Annotated in this window: 12 protein-coding genes; 5 read left to right on the forward strand and 7 right to left on the reverse strand. The window is 72.9% G+C overall.

What is annotated here, in order from left to right:
* Positions 1-380: 380 nt before the first annotated feature.
* Positions 381-803 carry a Rieske (2Fe-2S) protein gene (locus tag ACIQCH_RS35730; protein ID WP_402588040.1) on the reverse strand — a complete coding sequence of 141 codons (423 nt, stop codon included), beginning with the start codon at positions 801-803 and terminating at the stop codon, positions 381-383.
* Between the two features lie 189 nt (positions 804-992).
* Here ACIQCH_RS35730 and ACIQCH_RS35735 point away from each other — a divergent pair, with 189 nt between their 5' ends.
* Together ACIQCH_RS35735 and ACIQCH_RS35740 are read left to right on the forward strand one after the other, a co-directional pair.
* A complete protein-coding gene (locus ACIQCH_RS35735; protein WP_402588042.1) occupies positions 993-1,856 on the forward strand; it encodes a carbohydrate kinase in 864 nt (287 codons plus the stop codon).
* Between the two features lie 102 nt (positions 1,857-1,958).
* Positions 1,959-2,750, forward strand: a complete 792-nt coding sequence (locus ACIQCH_RS35740; RefSeq protein WP_402588044.1) for an alpha/beta fold hydrolase — start codon at positions 1,959-1,961, stop codon at positions 2,748-2,750.
* A gap of 80 nt (positions 2,751-2,830) precedes the next feature.
* Here ACIQCH_RS35740 and uvrA read toward each other — a convergent pair whose 3' ends face one another.
* Entirely contained in the window at positions 2,831-5,776 is a 2,946-nt protein-coding gene (gene uvrA / locus ACIQCH_RS35745; RefSeq protein ID WP_402588046.1) for an excinuclease ABC subunit UvrA, read from the reverse strand.
* Between the two features lie 172 nt (positions 5,777-5,948).
* Between uvrA and ACIQCH_RS35750 the strand changes: the two genes are divergently transcribed.
* The 3 genes from ACIQCH_RS35750 to ACIQCH_RS35760 all read left to right on the forward strand — a co-directional run bounded on the left by ACIQCH_RS35750 (position 5,949) and on the right by ACIQCH_RS35760 (position 8,786).
* Entirely contained in the window at positions 5,949-6,641 is a 693-nt protein-coding gene (locus ACIQCH_RS35750) for a maleylpyruvate isomerase family mycothiol-dependent enzyme (protein WP_402588048.1), read from the forward strand.
* 9 nt (positions 6,642-6,650) lie between these two features.
* Positions 6,651-7,307, forward strand: coding sequence for an MBL fold metallo-hydrolase (locus tag ACIQCH_RS35755; protein ID WP_402588050.1), 657 nt, complete (start codon positions 6,651-6,653; stop codon positions 7,305-7,307).
* 189 nt (positions 7,308-7,496) lie between these two features.
* Entirely contained in the window at positions 7,497-8,786 is a 1,290-nt protein-coding gene (locus ACIQCH_RS35760; RefSeq protein WP_402588052.1) for an MFS transporter, read from the forward strand.
* 45 nt (positions 8,787-8,831) lie between these two features.
* Here ACIQCH_RS35760 and ACIQCH_RS35765 read toward each other — a convergent pair whose 3' ends face one another.
* From ACIQCH_RS35765 to ACIQCH_RS35785, 5 genes are all read right to left on the reverse strand, one after another.
* Positions 8,832-9,836 carry a TerC/Alx family metal homeostasis membrane protein gene (locus ACIQCH_RS35765; protein ID WP_402588054.1) on the reverse strand — a complete coding sequence of 335 codons (1,005 nt, stop codon included), beginning with the start codon at positions 9,834-9,836 and terminating at the stop codon, positions 8,832-8,834.
* A 321-nt stretch (positions 9,837-10,157) separates the two neighbouring features.
* The gene (locus ACIQCH_RS35770; protein WP_402588056.1) at positions 10,158-12,113 is read right to left on the reverse strand and encodes a TerD family protein; all 1,956 of its coding nucleotides are present in this window, start codon (positions 12,111-12,113) and stop codon (positions 10,158-10,160) included.
* 138 nt (positions 12,114-12,251) lie between these two features.
* Positions 12,252-12,830, reverse strand: coding sequence for a TerD family protein (locus tag ACIQCH_RS35775; RefSeq protein ID WP_030197808.1), 579 nt, complete (start codon positions 12,828-12,830; stop codon positions 12,252-12,254).
* Between the two features lie 168 nt (positions 12,831-12,998).
* Positions 12,999-15,155 (reverse strand): excinuclease ABC subunit UvrB, encoded by a 2,157-nt coding sequence (gene uvrB / locus ACIQCH_RS35780; RefSeq protein WP_402588059.1) that lies wholly within the window; start codon positions 15,153-15,155, stop codon positions 12,999-13,001.
* Between the two features lie 29 nt (positions 15,156-15,184).
* Positions 15,185-16,030, reverse strand: a complete 846-nt coding sequence (locus tag ACIQCH_RS35785; protein ID WP_402588061.1) for an MHYT domain-containing protein — start codon at positions 16,028-16,030, stop codon at positions 15,185-15,187.
* Between the last annotated feature and the right edge of the window lie 279 nt (positions 16,031-16,309).

Here is a 16,309-nt window from a genome sequence, read left to right on the forward strand (position 1 = left end):
CGGGGCCTTCGGCCCTGGCCTACGGCCACCCCAGGCCCGGGCCTGCCTCCGGACCAGCCTGCCATACCGGCTCAAGCGCCTCCCCCACACACCACACGGGGTTGAGGGGCGGGGCGGCGGGGCCGCGGGCCCGGGGCGCGGGGGCGGCGGATCGGCGGGGTCGTGGGGCGGCGGGTTCGCGGGGCCGCAGGTCGGCCGGCCGGCAGGGGGCCGGTGGGTTGGCGGGGCCGCGGGTCGGCTGGCCGGTGGGACGGCGGGTTCGCGGGGCCGCGGGTCGGCTGGCCGACGGGGGGCCGGTGGGTTGGCGAGGCCGCGGGTCGGCTGGCCGGTGGGGCCGGCGTACGGCTCCGGCCCCGGATCCGAGGCCCGCGGTGCGGGCCTCAGCCCGCGATGAGCTTGCCGCCCTCGGCCTTGACCGGGACCTCCGGCAGCGGCTCGGCGGCCGGGCCCTGGACGACCTTGCCGGTGGCCGCGTCGAAGCGGCTGCCGTGGCAGGGGCAGCTGCCCTCGCCGTCCTCGACCTTGTCGAGCACGCAGCCGGCGTGCGTGCAGGTCGCACTGAACGCCTTGTACTGACCCTTCGCCGGGCAGCTGACGATCAGCTTCTGCTCGCGGTACAGCTTCGCGCCGCCGACCGGCACGGCGTCCGCCGCGCCCAGGTCCACCGGGGAGCTCAGGGCGGCCGAGGCGCCGCCGTCCCCGCCGCCGGAGCAGGCGGTCAGCGCGGCAGCGGCGCCGGCGGTGCCGGCGAGCGCGGCGGCGCCCTTGAGGACGGTTCGACGGGCGGCGTTCTGGCCGGACATGGCTTCTCCGTGGGCAGCTCGGCGGTGCAAAACCCTGCCGACGATACCCGCGGTGCCTGTGCGGCCCCTGTGCGGGGCAGCACCCGGCGGGAACCCGCCAGCGCCCGCCCCCGGCCGGCGTGGGGGCCGCGCGGGCCGTCCCCGCGCCGCCCCCTGTGCCCGGCGCCCCGGCTGCCCTACGCTCCCCCCATGATCGTCGTCGGCGGAGAAGCACTGATCGACCTCGTGCCCGCGGCCGGGCCGCCCGGGGCGCTGCTGCCGCGCCCGGGCGGCGGCCCGTACAACACCGCGATCGCCCTCGGCCGCCTCGGCGCCGAGGTCGCCTTCTGCTCGCGGATCTCCACCGACGGCTTCGGCGAGGCGCTGCTGGCCGGGCTGCGCACGGCCGGGGTGGACTGCTCACTGGTGCAGCGGGGCCCGGAGCCCACCTCGCTCGCGGTGGCGGCGCTGGGCCCGGACGGTTCGGCCTCCTACGGCTTCTACACCGAGGGCACCGCCGACCGCCTCTTCGCCCTGCCCGTGCTGCCGCCGGGCGTGCGGGCGCTGGCGCTGGGGACCTGCTCGATGGCGCTGGAGCCGGGGGCGAGCGCGTACGAGGCGCTGCTGCGGCGGGAGGCCGGGCGCGGGGTGTTCACGCTGCTCGACCCCAACGTCCGTCCGGGGCTGATCCCCGACGCGGACGCCTACCGCGAGCGGTTCCTGGGCTGGCTGCCGTACGTGTCCCTGCTCAAGGTGTCCGAGGAGGACGCGGCGTGGCTGGGCGGGCGGGTGGACGACTGGCTGGCGGCGGGCCCGCGGGCGGTGGTCGTGACCCGGGGTGCGGCGGGGCTGACGGTCCGCACCCGCTCGGGGGCGGAGCACTCGGTCCCGGCTCCCCCGGTGACGGTGGCGGACACGATCGGTGCCGGTGACACGGTGAACGCGGCGCTGCTGCACCGGCTTTCGCCGGTCGGCGAGCCGGACTGGCCGGAGGTGCTCGGGTACGCCGCCCGGGCGGCCGCCCTGACCTGCACCCGGGCCGGCGCCGAACCGCCGTATGCGTCGGAACTGTGACGCACCGCCAATATCCCGACAGATTCTGAGGTTTACGAACCAGGCACCCGTCGGCGAGGCTATGAACGCGCAACGGCACGAGTGTGAAAAGAGACCGCGACATTGACGGAATACGTGGAGTACGACGGCGGGCGGATCGCCTACGACGACAACGGCGCCGAGGGCCCGCTCGTCGTGTGCGTGCCGGGTCTGGGCAACACCCGCACCGCGTACCGGTTCCTGGCGGCGGACCTGGCCGAGTCCGGGTTCCGGGTGGTCACGTGCGACCTGCGGGGTACGGGCGAATCGAGCGCGGGCGAGCGGGAGTACGGGCAGCCGGCGCTGGCGGGTGACCTGCGGGCGCTGGTGCGTCATCTCGACGCGGGGCCGGCGTTCGTGGTGGCGCACTCCAACGCGGCGGGCGCGGCGGTGGTCGCGGCTGCGGCGGAGGCGGAGCTCTTCGACGGACTGGTGCTCGTGGCTCCGTTCGCACGGCCGGGGGCGGGCGCCGGACTGCGTGCGGGCCGGTTCGTGCGGTCGTGGACGCGGCAGTGGGCCGGGCTGTTCCCCGGGGAGAAGCCGGACGAGTTCCCCGAGTGGAAGAAGGAGCTCACCGCGTCGCTGAAGGAGCCCGGGCGCCTGGCGGCGCTGCGGGCCATGATCGGTGCGGGCGCGGAGGCGGCGGCCGCGGCGCTGCCGGGGCTGACGGTGCCGGTGCAGGTCGTGATGGGGGGCACGGACGCCCTGTTCGGGCCGGATCCGCTGACGGAGGCGGAGTGGATCGGCGAGCAGACCCGGGGCGAGGTGGTGCTGATCGACACGGCGGGCCACTACCCGATGCTGGACCGCCCCTCCGAGGTCACCGCGGCCGTGGTCCCCTTCCTGGCGCGCGTCGCGAGCCGGCGCTTCGCCTAGCGGGTACGGCGCACGGGTCGCCGGGGGCGGTGCCCCCGGCGACCCGGTTCGGGCCTGCTTCGGCTCGGGCCTGCTTCGGCTCAGGCCTTCTTCGCCCGCGGGGCCGCCGTCTTCTTGGCGGCGGTCTTGCGGGGCGCCGCCTTCTTCGCGGTCCGCGCGGCCGGCACGGTGGCGTCCGAGACCCGGTCCGCCCCCAGGATGTCCCGCAGGAACTTGCCGGTGTGGCTGGCTCCCACCGAGGCGACCTGCTCCGGCGTGCCCTCGGCCACCACGATGCCGCCGCCGTAACCGCCCTCGGGACCCATGTCGATGACCCAGTCGGCGGTCTTGATGACGTCGAGGTTGTGCTCGATGACGATGACGGTGTTGCCCTTGTCGACCAGACCCGAGAGCACCTTGATCAGCTTCGAGATGTCCTCGAAGTGCAGGCCGGTGGTCGGCTCGTCCAGCACGTACACCGTGCGGCCCGTCGAGCGCTTCTGCAGCTCGGAGGCGAGCTTCACGCGCTGCGCCTCACCGCCCGACAGCGTCGGCGCGGACTGGCCCAGGCGCACGTACCCGAGGCCGACCTCGGTGAGCGTGCGCAGGTGGCGGGCGATCGTCGGGACGGCCTCGAAGAAGTCCAGCGCCTCCTCGATCGGCATGTCCAGCACCTCGGCGATGGACTTGCCCTTGTAGTGGACCTCCAGGGTCTCCCGGTTGTACCGGGCGCCGTGGCAGACCTCGCACGGGACGTAGACGTCCGGCAGGAAGTTCATCTCGATCTTGATCGTGCCGTCGCCGGAGCAGTTCTCGCAGCGGCCGCCCTTGACGTTGAAGGAGAAGCGGCCCGGCAGGTAGCCGCGCACCTTCGCCTCCATCGTCTCCGCGAAGAGCTTGCGGACGTTGTCGAAGACGCCGGTGTACGTGGCCGGGTTGGACCGGGGCGTGCGACCGATGGGCGACTGGTCGACGTGCACGACCTTGTCGACCTGGTCGTCGCCGTCCACGCGGGTGTGCCGGCCGGGCACCGCGCGGGCGCCGTTGAGCTCCCGGGCCAGGTGCGTGTACAGGATGTCGTTGACCAGCGTCGACTTGCCCGAGCCGGACACGCCCGTGACCGCGGTGAACACGCCGAGCGGGAAGGCCACGTCGATGTCTCGGAGGTTGTTCTCCTTGGCGCCGTGCACGGTCAGCTTCCGCTCGCCGTTGACGGGGCGGCGGACGTCCGGGACCGCGATCGACTTCTTCCCGGACAGGTACTGCCCGGTCATGGACTGGGCGTTCTTCAGCAGGTCCTTGAGGGAACCGCTGTGCACGACCTTGCCGCCGTGCTCGCCCGCACCGGGGCCGATGTCGACGACCCAGTCGGCGACCTTGATGGTGTCCTCGTCGTGCTCGACGACGATGAGCGTGTTGCCCATGTCGCGCAGTCGCACGAGGGTCTCGATGAGCCGGTGGTTGTCGCGCTGGTGGAGGCCGATGGACGGCTCGTCGAGCACGTACAGCACGCCGACCAGGCCCGAGCCGATCTGGGTGGCGAGCCGGATGCGCTGGGCCTCGCCGCCGGACAGGGTGCCGGCGGCCCGGTTGAGGGAGAGGTAGTCGAGGCCGACGTCGACGAGGAAGCGCAGCCGCTCGTTGACCTCCTTGAGCACCCGCTCGGCGATCTTCTTGTCGCGGGCGTCGAGGCGCATCCGGCCGAGGAACTCGGCGCACTCGCTGATCGACATGGCGGAGACCTCGGCGATGGACTTCTCCATCACGGTCACCGCGAGCACGATCGGCTTGAGGCGGGTGCCCTCGCAGGTCGGGCACGGCACCTCGCGCATGTAGCCCTCGAAGCGCTCGCGGCTGGCGTCGCTCTCGGACTCGGAGTGCCGCCGCTTGACGAAGGGCACGGCGCCCTCGAAGGCGGTGGTGTACGCGCGCTCGCGGCCGTACCGGTTGCGGTAGCGGACCTCGATCTGCGTCTTGTGCCCGTACAGCAGGGCCTTGCGGGCGCGCTGCGGCAGCCCGGCCCAGGGGATGTCGGTCCGGAAACCCAGCTCGCCCGCGAGGGCGCCGATCAGGCGGTCGAAGTAGTCCCGGGTGTGGCCCAGCGACCACGGCGAGACGGCGCCCTCGTCGAGGGACTTCTCCGGGTCCGGGATGATCAGCTCGGGGTCGACCTCCATGCGGGTGCCGATGCCGGTGCACTCGGGGCAGGCGCCGAAGGGCGAGTTGAAGGAGAAGGAGCGCGGCTCCAGCTCCTCGAAGGACAGGTCGTCGTACGGGCAGTACAGGTGCTCCGAGTACATCCGCTCGCGCTCGGGGTCGTCCTCGGGGAGGTCGACGAAGTCGAGGATGACCATGCCGCCGGACAGGCCGAGGGCGGTCTCGACCGAGTCGGTGAGCCGGCGCTTGGCGCTGTCCTTGACGGTGAGGCGGTCGACGACCACCTCGATGGTGTGCTTCTCCTGCTTCTTCAGCGTCGGCGGCTCGCTGAGCTGGATCGTCTGCCCGTCCACCCGCGCCCGGCTGTAGCCCTTGGTCTGGAGGTCGGAGAAGAGGTCGACGAACTCGCCCTTGCGCTCGCGCACCAGCGGCGAGAGCACCTGGAAGCGACTGCCCTCGGGGAGCGCGAGCACCTTGTCGACGATGGCCTGGGGCGACTGCCGGGAGATCGGGCGGCGGCACTCGGGGCAGTGCGGCTTGCCGATGCGCGCGAAGAGCAGGCGGAGGTAGTCGTAGACCTCGGTGATCGTGCCGACCGTGGAGCGCGGGTTGCGCGAGGTCGACTTCTGGTCGATCGAGACGGCCGGGGAGAGGCCCTCGATGAAGTCGACGTCGGGCTTGTCCATCTGGCCGAGGAACTGGCGGGCGTACGAGGACAGGGACTCGACGTACCGGCGCTGGCCCTCGGCGAAGATCGTGTCGAACGCGAGCGAGGACTTGCCCGACCCGGAGAGCCCGGTGAAGACGATGAGCGAATCGCGGGGCAGGTCGAGCGAGACGTTCTTCAGGTTGTGCTCGCGAGCGCCACGAACGATGAGACGGTCGGTCACGCCGGTCCGCACCTTTCTTGAGAGAGCGGGGGAACGGGCCCCCGTCCCAGGGTATGGGGGGCGCCACGAAGCGGGGTCTGGTTCTCCTCACGAGCGTATAGCACGTGCATTCGATTTCCGGCCCTCGGGCGGACGCTTCACCCGAACGTGTGGCGAGGGCTAGGGTCGGACCATGAGTGATCATGCGCACGACCTGCGCGCACTGCGCGAGGCCACGGACCGACTGCTGACCGCCGTCGCGAAAATGGACGACGCCGTCCTCGCCGAGGAGTCACACCTTCCGGGCTGGACCCGCGGCCACGTCCTCGCCCACCTCTCCCGCAACGCGGACGCCCTCGTCAACGTTCTCGAGGGCCGACCCATGTACGAGAGCGCCGAGGCCCGCGACGCGGACATCGAGCGCGACTCCGCCCGGCCCTTGGACGAACAACTCGCCGACCTCGGGAATTCCGCCGCGCGCTTCACGGCCGCCTCCGACGCGGACCAGGACTGGTCCCGGACGGTCGAGCTGCGCAACGGGGTCACCGACCTGGCCTCCAACGTGCCCTTCCGCCGCTGGGTCGAGGTCGACCTGCACCACGTGGACCTGAACATCGGCTACGGGCTCGCGGACCTGCCCGCCGAGTTCACCGACCGCGAGATCGCCTTCCTGGCCGACCGCTGGTCCGGCCGCGCCGACGTCCCGCCGGTGACGCTGACCGCCACCGACCGCGACGGCACCTGGCGCACGGGTGGCACCGAGGGCGCCCCGGTGGCCGTCAGCGGCCCCGCCGCCGAGCTGCTGGCCTGGCTGGCCGGCCGCGGTGACAAGGGCGCGGCCCTGACCGCGACCGACGGCGCGCTCCCCGCCCTCCCCCCGCTCTAGGATTCGGACATGACCTACAGCGGAGCGGTGAAGGTCGGCGGTCCGGCCGACGTGCACGAACTCACGGACCTGATGATTTCCAAGGTCGCCGTCGGCGGCATGAACAACAACGCGTACCTCCTGCGCTGCCGGGCCACCGACGAGCAGCTGCTGATCGACGCGGCCGCGGAACCGCAGACCCTCCTCAACCTGATCGGCGACGGCGGCATCGCCTCGGTGGTCACCACCCACCAGCACGGCGACCACTGGGGCGCGCTGCGCGAGGTCGTCGACGCCACCGGCGCCCGCACCTACGCGGGCCGGTACGACGCCGAGGGCATCCCGGTGCCCACCGCGGTGCTGGTCGAGGACGGCGACACGATCACCGTCGGACGCGTCTCGCTGAAGGCCGTCCACCTGGTCGGCCACACTCCTGGCTCGATCGCCCTCGTGTACGACGACCCGCACGGGGCCCCGCACCTGTTCACCGGCGACTGCCTCTTCCCCGGCGGCGTCGGCAACACCTGGGGCGACGCGGCCGCCTTCAAGAGCCTGCTCGACGGGGTCGAGACGAAGCTCTTCGGCCGGCTCCCGGACGAGACCTGGGTCTACCCGGGCCACGGCAACGACACCACCCTGGGCGCCGAGCGCCCGCACCTCGCGGAGTGGCGCGAGCGCGGTTGGTGACCGCCTGACGTCCCGACCACCGGTCCACGACGGCGCCCCGACCCCGGGGCGCCGTCAACCGCGGCCCCCGCCGCGCACTCCTTCCGGTGAGTCCCGCCGGGTCTGCCACCCCGCCCGCCGCGCAGGCGGTACGTGGACCCCATGCGCACCGAACACTCCCCTCCCGGGTCCCCGCCCCACGCACCGCCCATGCTCCGGCTCGCACTGGCCTCGCTGGCCGGCACCGCGATCGAGTTCTACGACTTCTTCGCCTACGGCACGGCGGCCGCCCTCGTCCTGGGCCCGCTGTTCTTCCCCGCCTTCTCCCCGCTCGCCGGGACCGTGGCCGCGTTCGCCACCTTCGGCGTCGGCTTCGTGGCCCGCCCCCTCGGCTCCGTGGTCTTCGGCCACGTCGGCGACCGCTACGGCCGCCGCCCCGTGCTCTTCGGCTCCCTGCTGCTGACCGGCGCCGCCACGGTCGCCATCGGCTTCCTGCCCACGTACGCCGCCATCGGCGCGGCCGCCCCGCTGCTCCTGCTCGCGCTGCGCTTCCTGCAGGGCTTCGGCGTGGGCGGCGAGTGGGGCGGGGCCGTGCTGCTGACCGCCGAGCACGCCCCCGCCGAGCGGCGCGGGCTGTGGACGAGCTTCCCGCAGGTGGGCCCGGCCGTCGGGTTCCTGCTGGCCAACGGCGTGATGCTGGGGCTGTCGGCGGGTCTGACCGACGCGCAGTTCCGCTCCTGGGGCTGGCGGGTGCCGTTCTGGGCCGCCGGTCTGCTGGCCGTCGCCGGGCTGCTGCTGCGGGCCACGCTGGAGGAGACGCCGGAGTTCCGCGCGCTGGCCGAGGGCGGCGGGCGGGCGGAGGCACCGCTGGCCGAGGTGTTCCGCGGGCACTGGCGGCTGGTGCTGCTGACCGGCGGCGCGCTGGCCATGGCGTACGCGGTCTTCTACGCGGTGACCACCTGGTCCCTGGCCTACGGCACCGAGCACCTGGGTGTGTCCCGGACGACGATGCTGGCCTGCGTGATGGCCGCGGTGGCCCTGAAGGGGGTGGTGACCCCGTTCGTGGCCGTGCTCGGCGACCGGTTCGGACGGCGGTCCATGTGCATGGCCGGCTGCGCGGGTGCGGCGCTGTGGATGTTCCCGCTGGTCGCGCTGCTGCGTACCGGGAACCCCGTGCTGATGACCGCCGGGTTCGTCGGCGCGATGCTCTCGATGGCCACCATGTTCGCGGTGGTGGCGGCGTACCTGCCGGAGTTGTACGAGCCTCGGGTGCGCTGCACCGGGGCGGCCGTGGGCTACAACCTGGGAGGCGTGCTGGGCGGGGCGCTCACCCCGGTGGTGGCCACGGCGATCGCGGACGGCGACGGGCCGCCCTGGGGCGTGGCCGCGTACCTGACGGCCATCTGCCTGGCCAGCCTCGCGTGCTCGGCCCTGCTGCCGGAGACCCGTCCCGTGGCGGTACGCACCGCGGGGGCGGCCGAAGCGGCCGCCCCCGCGTAGGTCCCCGCGCAGGTCCCCTGACTCCCGGGCCCGCGGGCCCGGGGCTCAGGCCTCGACGCTCTCCTTGTCCGCGTCGTCGGCGGCCGCTCCGGCGGCCGCCTGCTCCTGCGCCTGCTTCTTGGAGGCGATCAGGCTGGTGATCGTGGTGACGACCAGGACGCCGCAGATGACGGCCAGCGAGAACGGGACGGAGATCTCGGGGACGTGCACGCCCGACTCGTGCAGGGCGTGCAGCACCAGCTTCACGCCGATGAAGCCGAGGATGACGGACAGGCCGTAGCTGAGGTGGACCAGCTTCTTGAGCAGGCCGCCGATGAGGAAGTACAGCTGGCGCAGGCCCATCAGGGCGAAGGCGTTGGCAGTGAAGACGATGTACGGGTCCTGCGTGAGGCCGAAGATCGCCGGGATGGAGTCGAGGGCGAACAGCACGTCGGTGGTGCCGATGGCCAGCATCACGACCATCAGCGGGGTCAGCACGCGCTTGCCGTTGGTGCGGATGAAGAGCTTGGTGCCGTGGTAGCGGTCGGCGACGCCGAACTTCTTCTCGATGCTCTTCAGGAGGCGGTTCTCCTCGAACTCCTCCTCCTCGTCATCGGACCGGGCTTCCTGGATCAGCTTCCAGGCGGTGTAGATCAGGAACGCGCCGAAGATGTAGAAGACCCACGAGAAGCTGGTGATGATCGCGGCGCCGGCGGCGATGAAGATCGCGCGGAGCACCAGTGCGATGAGGACGCCGACCAGCAGGACGCGCTGCTGGAGGTGCGAGGGCACCGCGAACTTCGCCATGATCAGGACGAAGACGAAGAGGTTGTCGACGCTCAGCGACTTCTCGGTGATGAAGCCCGCGAAGAACTCGCCGGAGGCCTGGCTGCTGCCGAAGACCAGCAGGCCGAGGCCGAAGAGGACGGCCAGCACGATCCAGACGACGGTCCATGTGCCGGCTTCCTTGACCGACACGTCGTGCGGTTTGCGGCCGATGAGGAAATCGGCCGCGATCAGAAGGCACAGACCGAGGATGGTCAGCACCCAGAGGGTCGTCGAAACTTCCATTGCTCACGCCTCCGGCAGATGGCTCAACAAGGTCAGCGTCATGGCTGCCGGAGGTCTCTTCCACCCGCGTGCGCCGCATGCGCCCCGGGCCGACGCCCCGGGACCTGTGGTCCGTATTGACGGGAACGTCGCAGCAGGAGTACTCCCCTCCGCGAAGCCCAGGGTACCCGCCGAACCCGCTTCAGGTAAAGAGAAGACCAAGGAACGGTCATTCCCGGGTCATCGACGGGTCATCCACGGGTCAGCGCAGGGGCTGCGGAGGGGGCTGCCGGACGGGCGTACGTCGGCGCCGCGCAGGACGGGCGGCGCGGTCGTACGGGCTCACCGCGGCCGGGGCGCGGAACCCCCCGACGTGATCCGGGCGAGTACGTCCTGGGCGTCCCAGGGGGCGATCCGCAGCGGCTCGTACGTCCACGCGTGCCCCACCCAGGGGTCGCTGAGGTGGTCGTCGGGGACCGGGCTCAGCCGCAGCAGCGAGCGCCACAGCGGGTCGAGGAGCGGCCCGTACGCGGCGGCCTCGTCCCGGTCGGCCACCAGCAGCAGGTGCACGCCGACCGCCGGGCCCTCGTCCGCCAGGTACCGCAGCTGCGTGACGGCGCGGTCGTCGAAGCCGTGCGGGAAGTCGTGGACGATCAGCAGGCGGCGGCTCGTGTCGAGGCCGGGCGGCAGCACCTCGTAGTCGTCGCTGCGGCGGGCCATCTGCAGCAGGTCCACGCGCCGGGTCAGCTCGGCGAGGACCGCGGTCACCCCGTCGGCGCCGGCGGCCGGCGGCTCGGCGAGCAGCCCGGCCAGCGGCGCGAGCGCGGCGGCGCCCGCGCCGGCCGGGTCGATGGCGTGCACGCCGAAGGAGCCGCGCGGATGGGCGGCCACCAGACGCAGCGCCAGGGCCGCGGCGGTGTCCAGGGCGAGCCGGCGCAGGTCGTCGGTGTCCATGGCCATGGCGGCCTCGGAGCCGGTGCGGCCGTTGTCGATCCACAGCCCGCGCTCCAGGGGGAGCCGGGCCAGCAGCGGGATCCGCAGGGCGGGCGCCTCGGGCAGGTGGAGGTCGCCCAGGCGGACGGCGTCCGGGGGCTCGGCGGGCGGCTCGTACGCGCGCCACTGCGGGCCGTCCCAGCGCGCCAGGGCCGCCGGCAGGGCGGGCTCGACCACCTCGGACTCGGCCGCCAGCTGCGCCAGGTCGCGGTCGAGCGCCTCACGGGCCTGCCTGACGAGCGCCTCGCGGCGGGCCAGGACGTCGTCGCGGGCGGCGTCGGCGGTCCCGCCGACGCGGGCGCGCGGGTCGGACAGGGCCTCGTCGAGCTCGCGGTCGCGGCGGGAGTCGGCGAACTCGACGGCGCTGCGGTACGCGGCGACGGCCCGGGCCAAGTCCTCGAACATGCCCCAGACCTGGTTCCAGAGCCGCTCCTCCATGGTCCAGCCGACGGCGTCCCCCGCCACGGGCCGGGCGGGCCCGTCCTGCGGAGGGGGCGCCCCCGGTGCCGGGGCGGGCCGGGTCGCCGTGGCCGGGGCCGGATCCGTTCCGGGACCCGCCCCCGGGCCCGTCGGCGTACCGGCCGCCGGGGTGACGGAGGCGCGGCGCGGGTGGGCGTAGTCGATCCGGCCGACGGTCTGCGGACCCTCGGCGGAAGCGAGGGTGGGGGCCGTGGCGGACGGCGTGCCGGCACTGTCGGCGGGCAGGGTGGCGGCCGGCGCGGCGCCGGACCCCGGGGCGGCGGCCGCGGCACCCTCGTGGAGGCGGGCGGCCAGCGGGGCCGCCTCGGCCTGCGCGAGGCCGTGGTCGGCCAGCAGCGCCGCCAGGCCGTCCACGTACCCCTGGCCGACGGCGCGCGCCTTCCACGCGTCCTGCCGCCGGTACAGCTCCAGGGCGACGACGGCCGTCTCGGCGTCCAGCCCGGTGATCGTGTAGGCGGCCGCTGCGGGCTCCTCGGGCGCGCCCACGGCGGCCCGCGGTGCGACGAGGCCGCCGAAGCGCACGGGGCCCGCCCCGGGCCGCAGGGCCAGCAGCACCCCCACCCGGTGCACGGTCGCGGGGAGCGCGCCGAGGTCGACGGCGACCAGGAGGTCGGCGCCGTCCCCGCCCGCCCCGCTCCCGGTGGGGAAGGAGATCCCGGCGGTCTCGGGGCCGCCGGGGTGGGCGAGGGCCCCGGGCCCGGCGAGCCGGCCGGCCTCGTCCACCAGGACGGCGGCGGCCAGTACGGCGGCGGCCGCCGTGATCCGGACCTGCACCCGGGTCCCGGGCAGGGGGTGGTTCTGCCCCCGCACCAGCTCGGCCGTCATGGCCGTCCTCCCTCTCGCTCCCGCATGCGCGGGGTCGCTCCCTGCCCGTGCGGGCCGGTACGGGAGGACCCGTACCGGCCCGCGGGGGTTCGGTCGTGCGGGCCGTGGCCGGCCCGTGTCTGCAACGCCGCGCACCCCTTACAGGTGGCGGGCGATCTCCGGCATCAGGTCCTGGAACGTCCGCCCGCTGGTGGGCGCGCCCACGGCCGTCATCTGCCAGCCGCCGCCCGCGCGGTGCACCTTGGCCATGATCTGGGCGGTGTACGCGCCGCCGCCGGTGAGCGTGTAGCGGGCCAGCTCCTGGCCGTTGGTCTCGTCGACCAGGCGGCAGAACGCGTTCTCGACCTCCTGGAAGGTCTGACCGGTGAAGGAGTTGACGGTGAACACGATCTGGTCGACGTGCACCGGCACGCGCTGGAGGTCCACGAGGATGGCCTCGTCGTCCCCGCCCTGGCCGACGCCGCCGACGAGGTTGTCACCGGTGTGCCGGACGGAGCCGTCGTCGCTGACGAGGTGACGGAAGAACACCACGTCCACCGGCTGCTGTTCGGCGAAGAGCACGGCGGACGCGTCGAGGTCGATCTCCCGCGTGCGCGAGCCGAACAGTCCGCGCCGCTTGGCGGCCTGCCACCCGAGCCCCATCCGCACCGCGGTCAGGGTGCCGCCGTCGGCCTTCTGCAGGCTGATGGCCTGGCCCTTGGACAAATTGACCGTCACGGTCGGTCCCCTCTCCACACATCGCGTCCGCGCATGCGCACGGCTTCCCCAACCCTACGCACGAGCGGTGACATCCGGCCCGGGCGCGGCTCATTCCGTATCAGTCCTGAGACACGGTCCGCCCGCCGCGCGGGCGGCGGGCGGACCCGTGTGGTGCGTCCGGGTGGATCAGGCCTGGCCCGCCTCGCGCATCTGCCGCAGCTCCTTCTTCAGTTCGCCGACCTCGTCGCGCAGCCGCGCCGCGATCTCGAACTGGAGCTCCGCCGCCGCCGCACGCATCCGGTCGGTCAGCTCCTCGATCTGTTCGGCCAGTTGCGCGGCCGGGCGGTCGGTGAGCACCTCGGTGGCCGCCGCGCCCTTCTTCCCCTTGGCCGACTTGGCCGCCTTGCCGCCCGCGGCCGCCTTCCCGCCGAGCGCCGGCACCGGGGTCTTGGCGCCCTTGCCCTCCTTGCCCTGCCGGTAGCCGCTGCCGAGGAGCTCCTCGGTGTCGATCTCCTCGCGGGCGATGGTCGCCACGATGTCGTTGATCTTCTTGCGGAGCGGCTGCGGGTCGATGCCGTTGGCCTCGTTGTACGCGACCTGCTTCTCGCGGCGCCGGTTGGTCTCGTCGATGGCCTTCTCCATCGCCGGCGTCATCTTGTCGGCGTACATGTGGACCTGGCCGGACACGTTGCGCGCCGCGCGGCCGATGGTCTGGATCAGGGAGGTCCCGGACCGCAGGAAGCCCTCCTTGTCGGCGTCGAGGATCGCCACGAGGGAGACCTCGGGCAGGTCGAGGCCCTCGCGCAGCAGGTTGATGCCGACCAGGACGTCGTACTCGCCGGAGCGCAGCTCGCGCAGCAGTTCCACGCGGCGCAGGGTGTCGACGTCGCTGTGCAGGTAGCGGACCTGGATGCCGAGTTCGAGGAAGTAGTCGGTGAGGTCCTCGGCCATCTTCTTGGTCAGGGTGGTGACCAGGACCCGCTCGTCCTTCTCGGTGCGCTTGCGGATCTCGTGCACCAGGTCGTCGATCTGGCCCTCGGTCGGCTTGACCACGACCTCCGGGTCGATCAGGCCGGTGGGGCGGATGATCTGCTCGACGAAGCCGTCGCCGCGGGACAGCTCGTACTTCCCGGGGGTGGCGGACAGGTAGACGGTCTGGCCGATCCGCTCCAGGAACTCCTCCCACTTCAGCGGGCGGTTGTCGAGGGCCGAGGGCAGCCGGAAGCCGTGGTCGACCAGGGTCCGCTTGCGCGAGGCGTCGCCCTCGTACATGGCGCCGATCTGCGGGACGGTCACGTGCGACTCGTCGATGACGAGGAGGAAGTCCTCGGGGAAGTAGTCGATCAGCGTGTTCGGCGCGGAGCCGCGCTCGCGGCCGTCCATGTGGAGGGAGTAGTTCTCGATGCCGGAGCAGGAGCCGATCTGCTGCATCATCTCCAGGTCGTAGGTGGTGCGCATGCGCAGCCGCTGGGCCTCCAGCAGCTTGCCCTGCTTCTCCAGCTCCGTCAGCCGCTCGGCGAGCTCGGTCTCGATGCCGCGGATCGCGTTCTGCATCCGCTCCGGGCCGGCGATGTAGTGGCTCGCGGGGAAGACGTAGAGCGACCGGTCCTCGCTGATGATCTCGCCGGTGAGCGGGTGCAGGGTGGACAGCGCCTCGATCTCGTCGCCGAACATCTCGATGCGGACGGCGAGTTCCTCGTACACCGGGAAGATCTCGATGGTGTCGCCGCGGACGCGGAAGGTGCCCCGCTGGAAGGCGAGGTCGTTGCGCGTGTACTGGATGTCGACGAAGCGGCGCAGCAGCTCGTCGCGGTCGATCTCGTCGCCGACCGCGAGCGGGACCATGCGGTCCACGTACTCCTGCGGGGTGCCGAGGCCGTAGATGCACGAGACGGAGGCGACCACGACCACGTCCCGGCGGGTGAGCAGCGAGTTGGTGGCGGAGTGGCGCAGCCGCTCCACCTCCTCGTTGATCGAGGAGTCCTTCTCGATGTAGGTGTCCGACTGCGGGACGTACGCCTCGGGCTGGTAGTAGTCGTAGTACGAGACGAAGTATTCGACCGCGTTGTTCGGCAGGAGCTCGCGGAACTCGTTCGCCAGCTGGGCGGCGAGGGTCTTGTTCGGCGCCATGACCAGGGTCGGGCGCTGGAGCCGCTCGATCATCCACGCGGTGGTGGCGGACTTGCCGGTACCGGTGGCACCGAGCAGGACGACGTCCTTCTCACCCGCGCGGATGCGCCGCTCCAGCTCGTCGATGGCCGCGGGCTGGTCACCGCTGGGCTGGTAGGGACTGACGACCTCGAAAGGCGCCACCGTGCGTTCGATCTTCGATACGGGCCGCATGGAACCACCGTACGACCCCGCACCGACACTCACGTGTCGTAGGGCGGCCACACCGGATAGACCGGCCGGCGGGGCGGCGCCGGGGCGGGCGGGTCCCCGGGCTTGCGCCAGTCGACCACACCCATGACCAGCAGCGGGTCGAACATCACCACCACTCCGGCGATCACCAGGAAGACCACCGGCCCGATGAGCATGGGGGCCAGCAGCCCGGCGGGGGCGGTCCCGGCCAGGTGCGCGTACCCGCCGTGCAGCCGCACCCGCACGGCGCCCATGGCCGTGTAGTGCATGCCGCTGACCGCCAGGCCCATGACCAGGCTGGCGCCGACGGCGGGCAGCAGGCCGCGGATGGTCACGGCGGCCCACAGGGCGGCGGTGGCGGCGACCACCGCGACCACGACCGACAGCGCCACGATCCACGTGTCGTACTCGAGGTGGCCGCGCAGCCGCATCCCGGCCATGCCCAGGTAGTGCATGGAGGCGACGCCGAGGCCGGTGATGGTGCCGCCGGTGAGCAGGGGCATCAGGGTGGTCCCGCGGTAGCCCACGATGAAGATCCCGATGCCGACCATGACGATCGCGACGCCCAGGCTCGCGAACGTGGTCCGTTTGTCGTAGTTCAGTGGCGACTCCGCGACGGTGAAGCCCATCATCGCGATGAAGTGCATCGTCCAGATGCCGGAAGCGATGGCGGTGGCCCCCAGGGCCAGCCAACCGGGCCGCCACGAGCGCTCGACGAGGAGGGACCGGGTGGTGCACCGCAGCCCCAGCGCCCCGCCCAGACACGCCATCAGGAACGCCGCTAGGGGCGTGATCAGGCCATAGCTGAACCCGTCGACCGTTCCCACCGTGCCGGCCACCGCCCCCGCACCGCCCATGCCCGCCCGCCTCTCCGCCCGACCCGGCACGACACCGCGCCCGATGCCCGCGACCGGCTCCGACGCACCCGGGCGGGGGGCCGGTCGAGGGCAAAAATAGGGCCGCCGCCGCGGCGCGGCCACCGCTTCCCGCGAGAATCTCCGCACGCGGTTCCCGCCACCCGACGCCCCGTGGGCGATCCGGACCCATTCGATTCGCTTCGTTCTCCGCGTGTCCGCCCGCGCCCCGCCCGGCGTTCGCTGACGGCCTGTCATACTCCGCTCGCCGACCTCCTGCCC

The organism is Streptomyces sp. NPDC093225 (assembly GCF_044753805.1).
GTDB lineage: Bacteria > Actinomycetota > Actinomycetes > Streptomycetales > Streptomycetaceae > Streptomyces.

Excerpts from the sequence above, each read along its gene's own strand:
- ACIQCH_RS35750 (WP_402588048.1), top strand. The coding sequence starts at position 5,949 with ATGAGTGATCATGCGCACGACCTGCGCGCACTGCGCGAGGCCACGGAC.
- ACIQCH_RS35730 (WP_402588040.1), bottom strand. The coding sequence starts at position 803 with ATGTCCGGCCAGAACGCCGCCCGTCGAACCGTCCTCAAGGGCGCCGCC.
- uvrB (WP_402588059.1), bottom strand. The coding sequence starts at position 15,155 with ATGCGGCCCGTATCGAAGATCGAACGCACGGTGGCGCCTTTCGAGGTC.
- ACIQCH_RS35785 (WP_402588061.1), bottom strand. The coding sequence starts at position 16,030 with ATGGGCGGTGCGGGGGCGGTGGCCGGCACGGTGGGAACGGTCGACGGG.
- ACIQCH_RS35760 (WP_402588052.1), top strand. The coding sequence starts at position 7,497 with ATGCTCCGGCTCGCACTGGCCTCGCTGGCCGGCACCGCGATCGAGTTC.
- ACIQCH_RS35770 (WP_402588056.1), bottom strand. The coding sequence starts at position 12,113 with ATGACGGCCGAGCTGGTGCGGGGGCAGAACCACCCCCTGCCCGGGACC.
- ACIQCH_RS35765 (WP_402588054.1), bottom strand. The coding sequence starts at position 9,836 with ATGGAAGTTTCGACGACCCTCTGGGTGCTGACCATCCTCGGTCTGTGC.
- ACIQCH_RS35755 (WP_402588050.1), top strand. The coding sequence starts at position 6,651 with ATGACCTACAGCGGAGCGGTGAAGGTCGGCGGTCCGGCCGACGTGCAC.
- ACIQCH_RS35735 (WP_402588042.1), top strand. The coding sequence starts at position 993 with ATGATCGTCGTCGGCGGAGAAGCACTGATCGACCTCGTGCCCGCGGCC.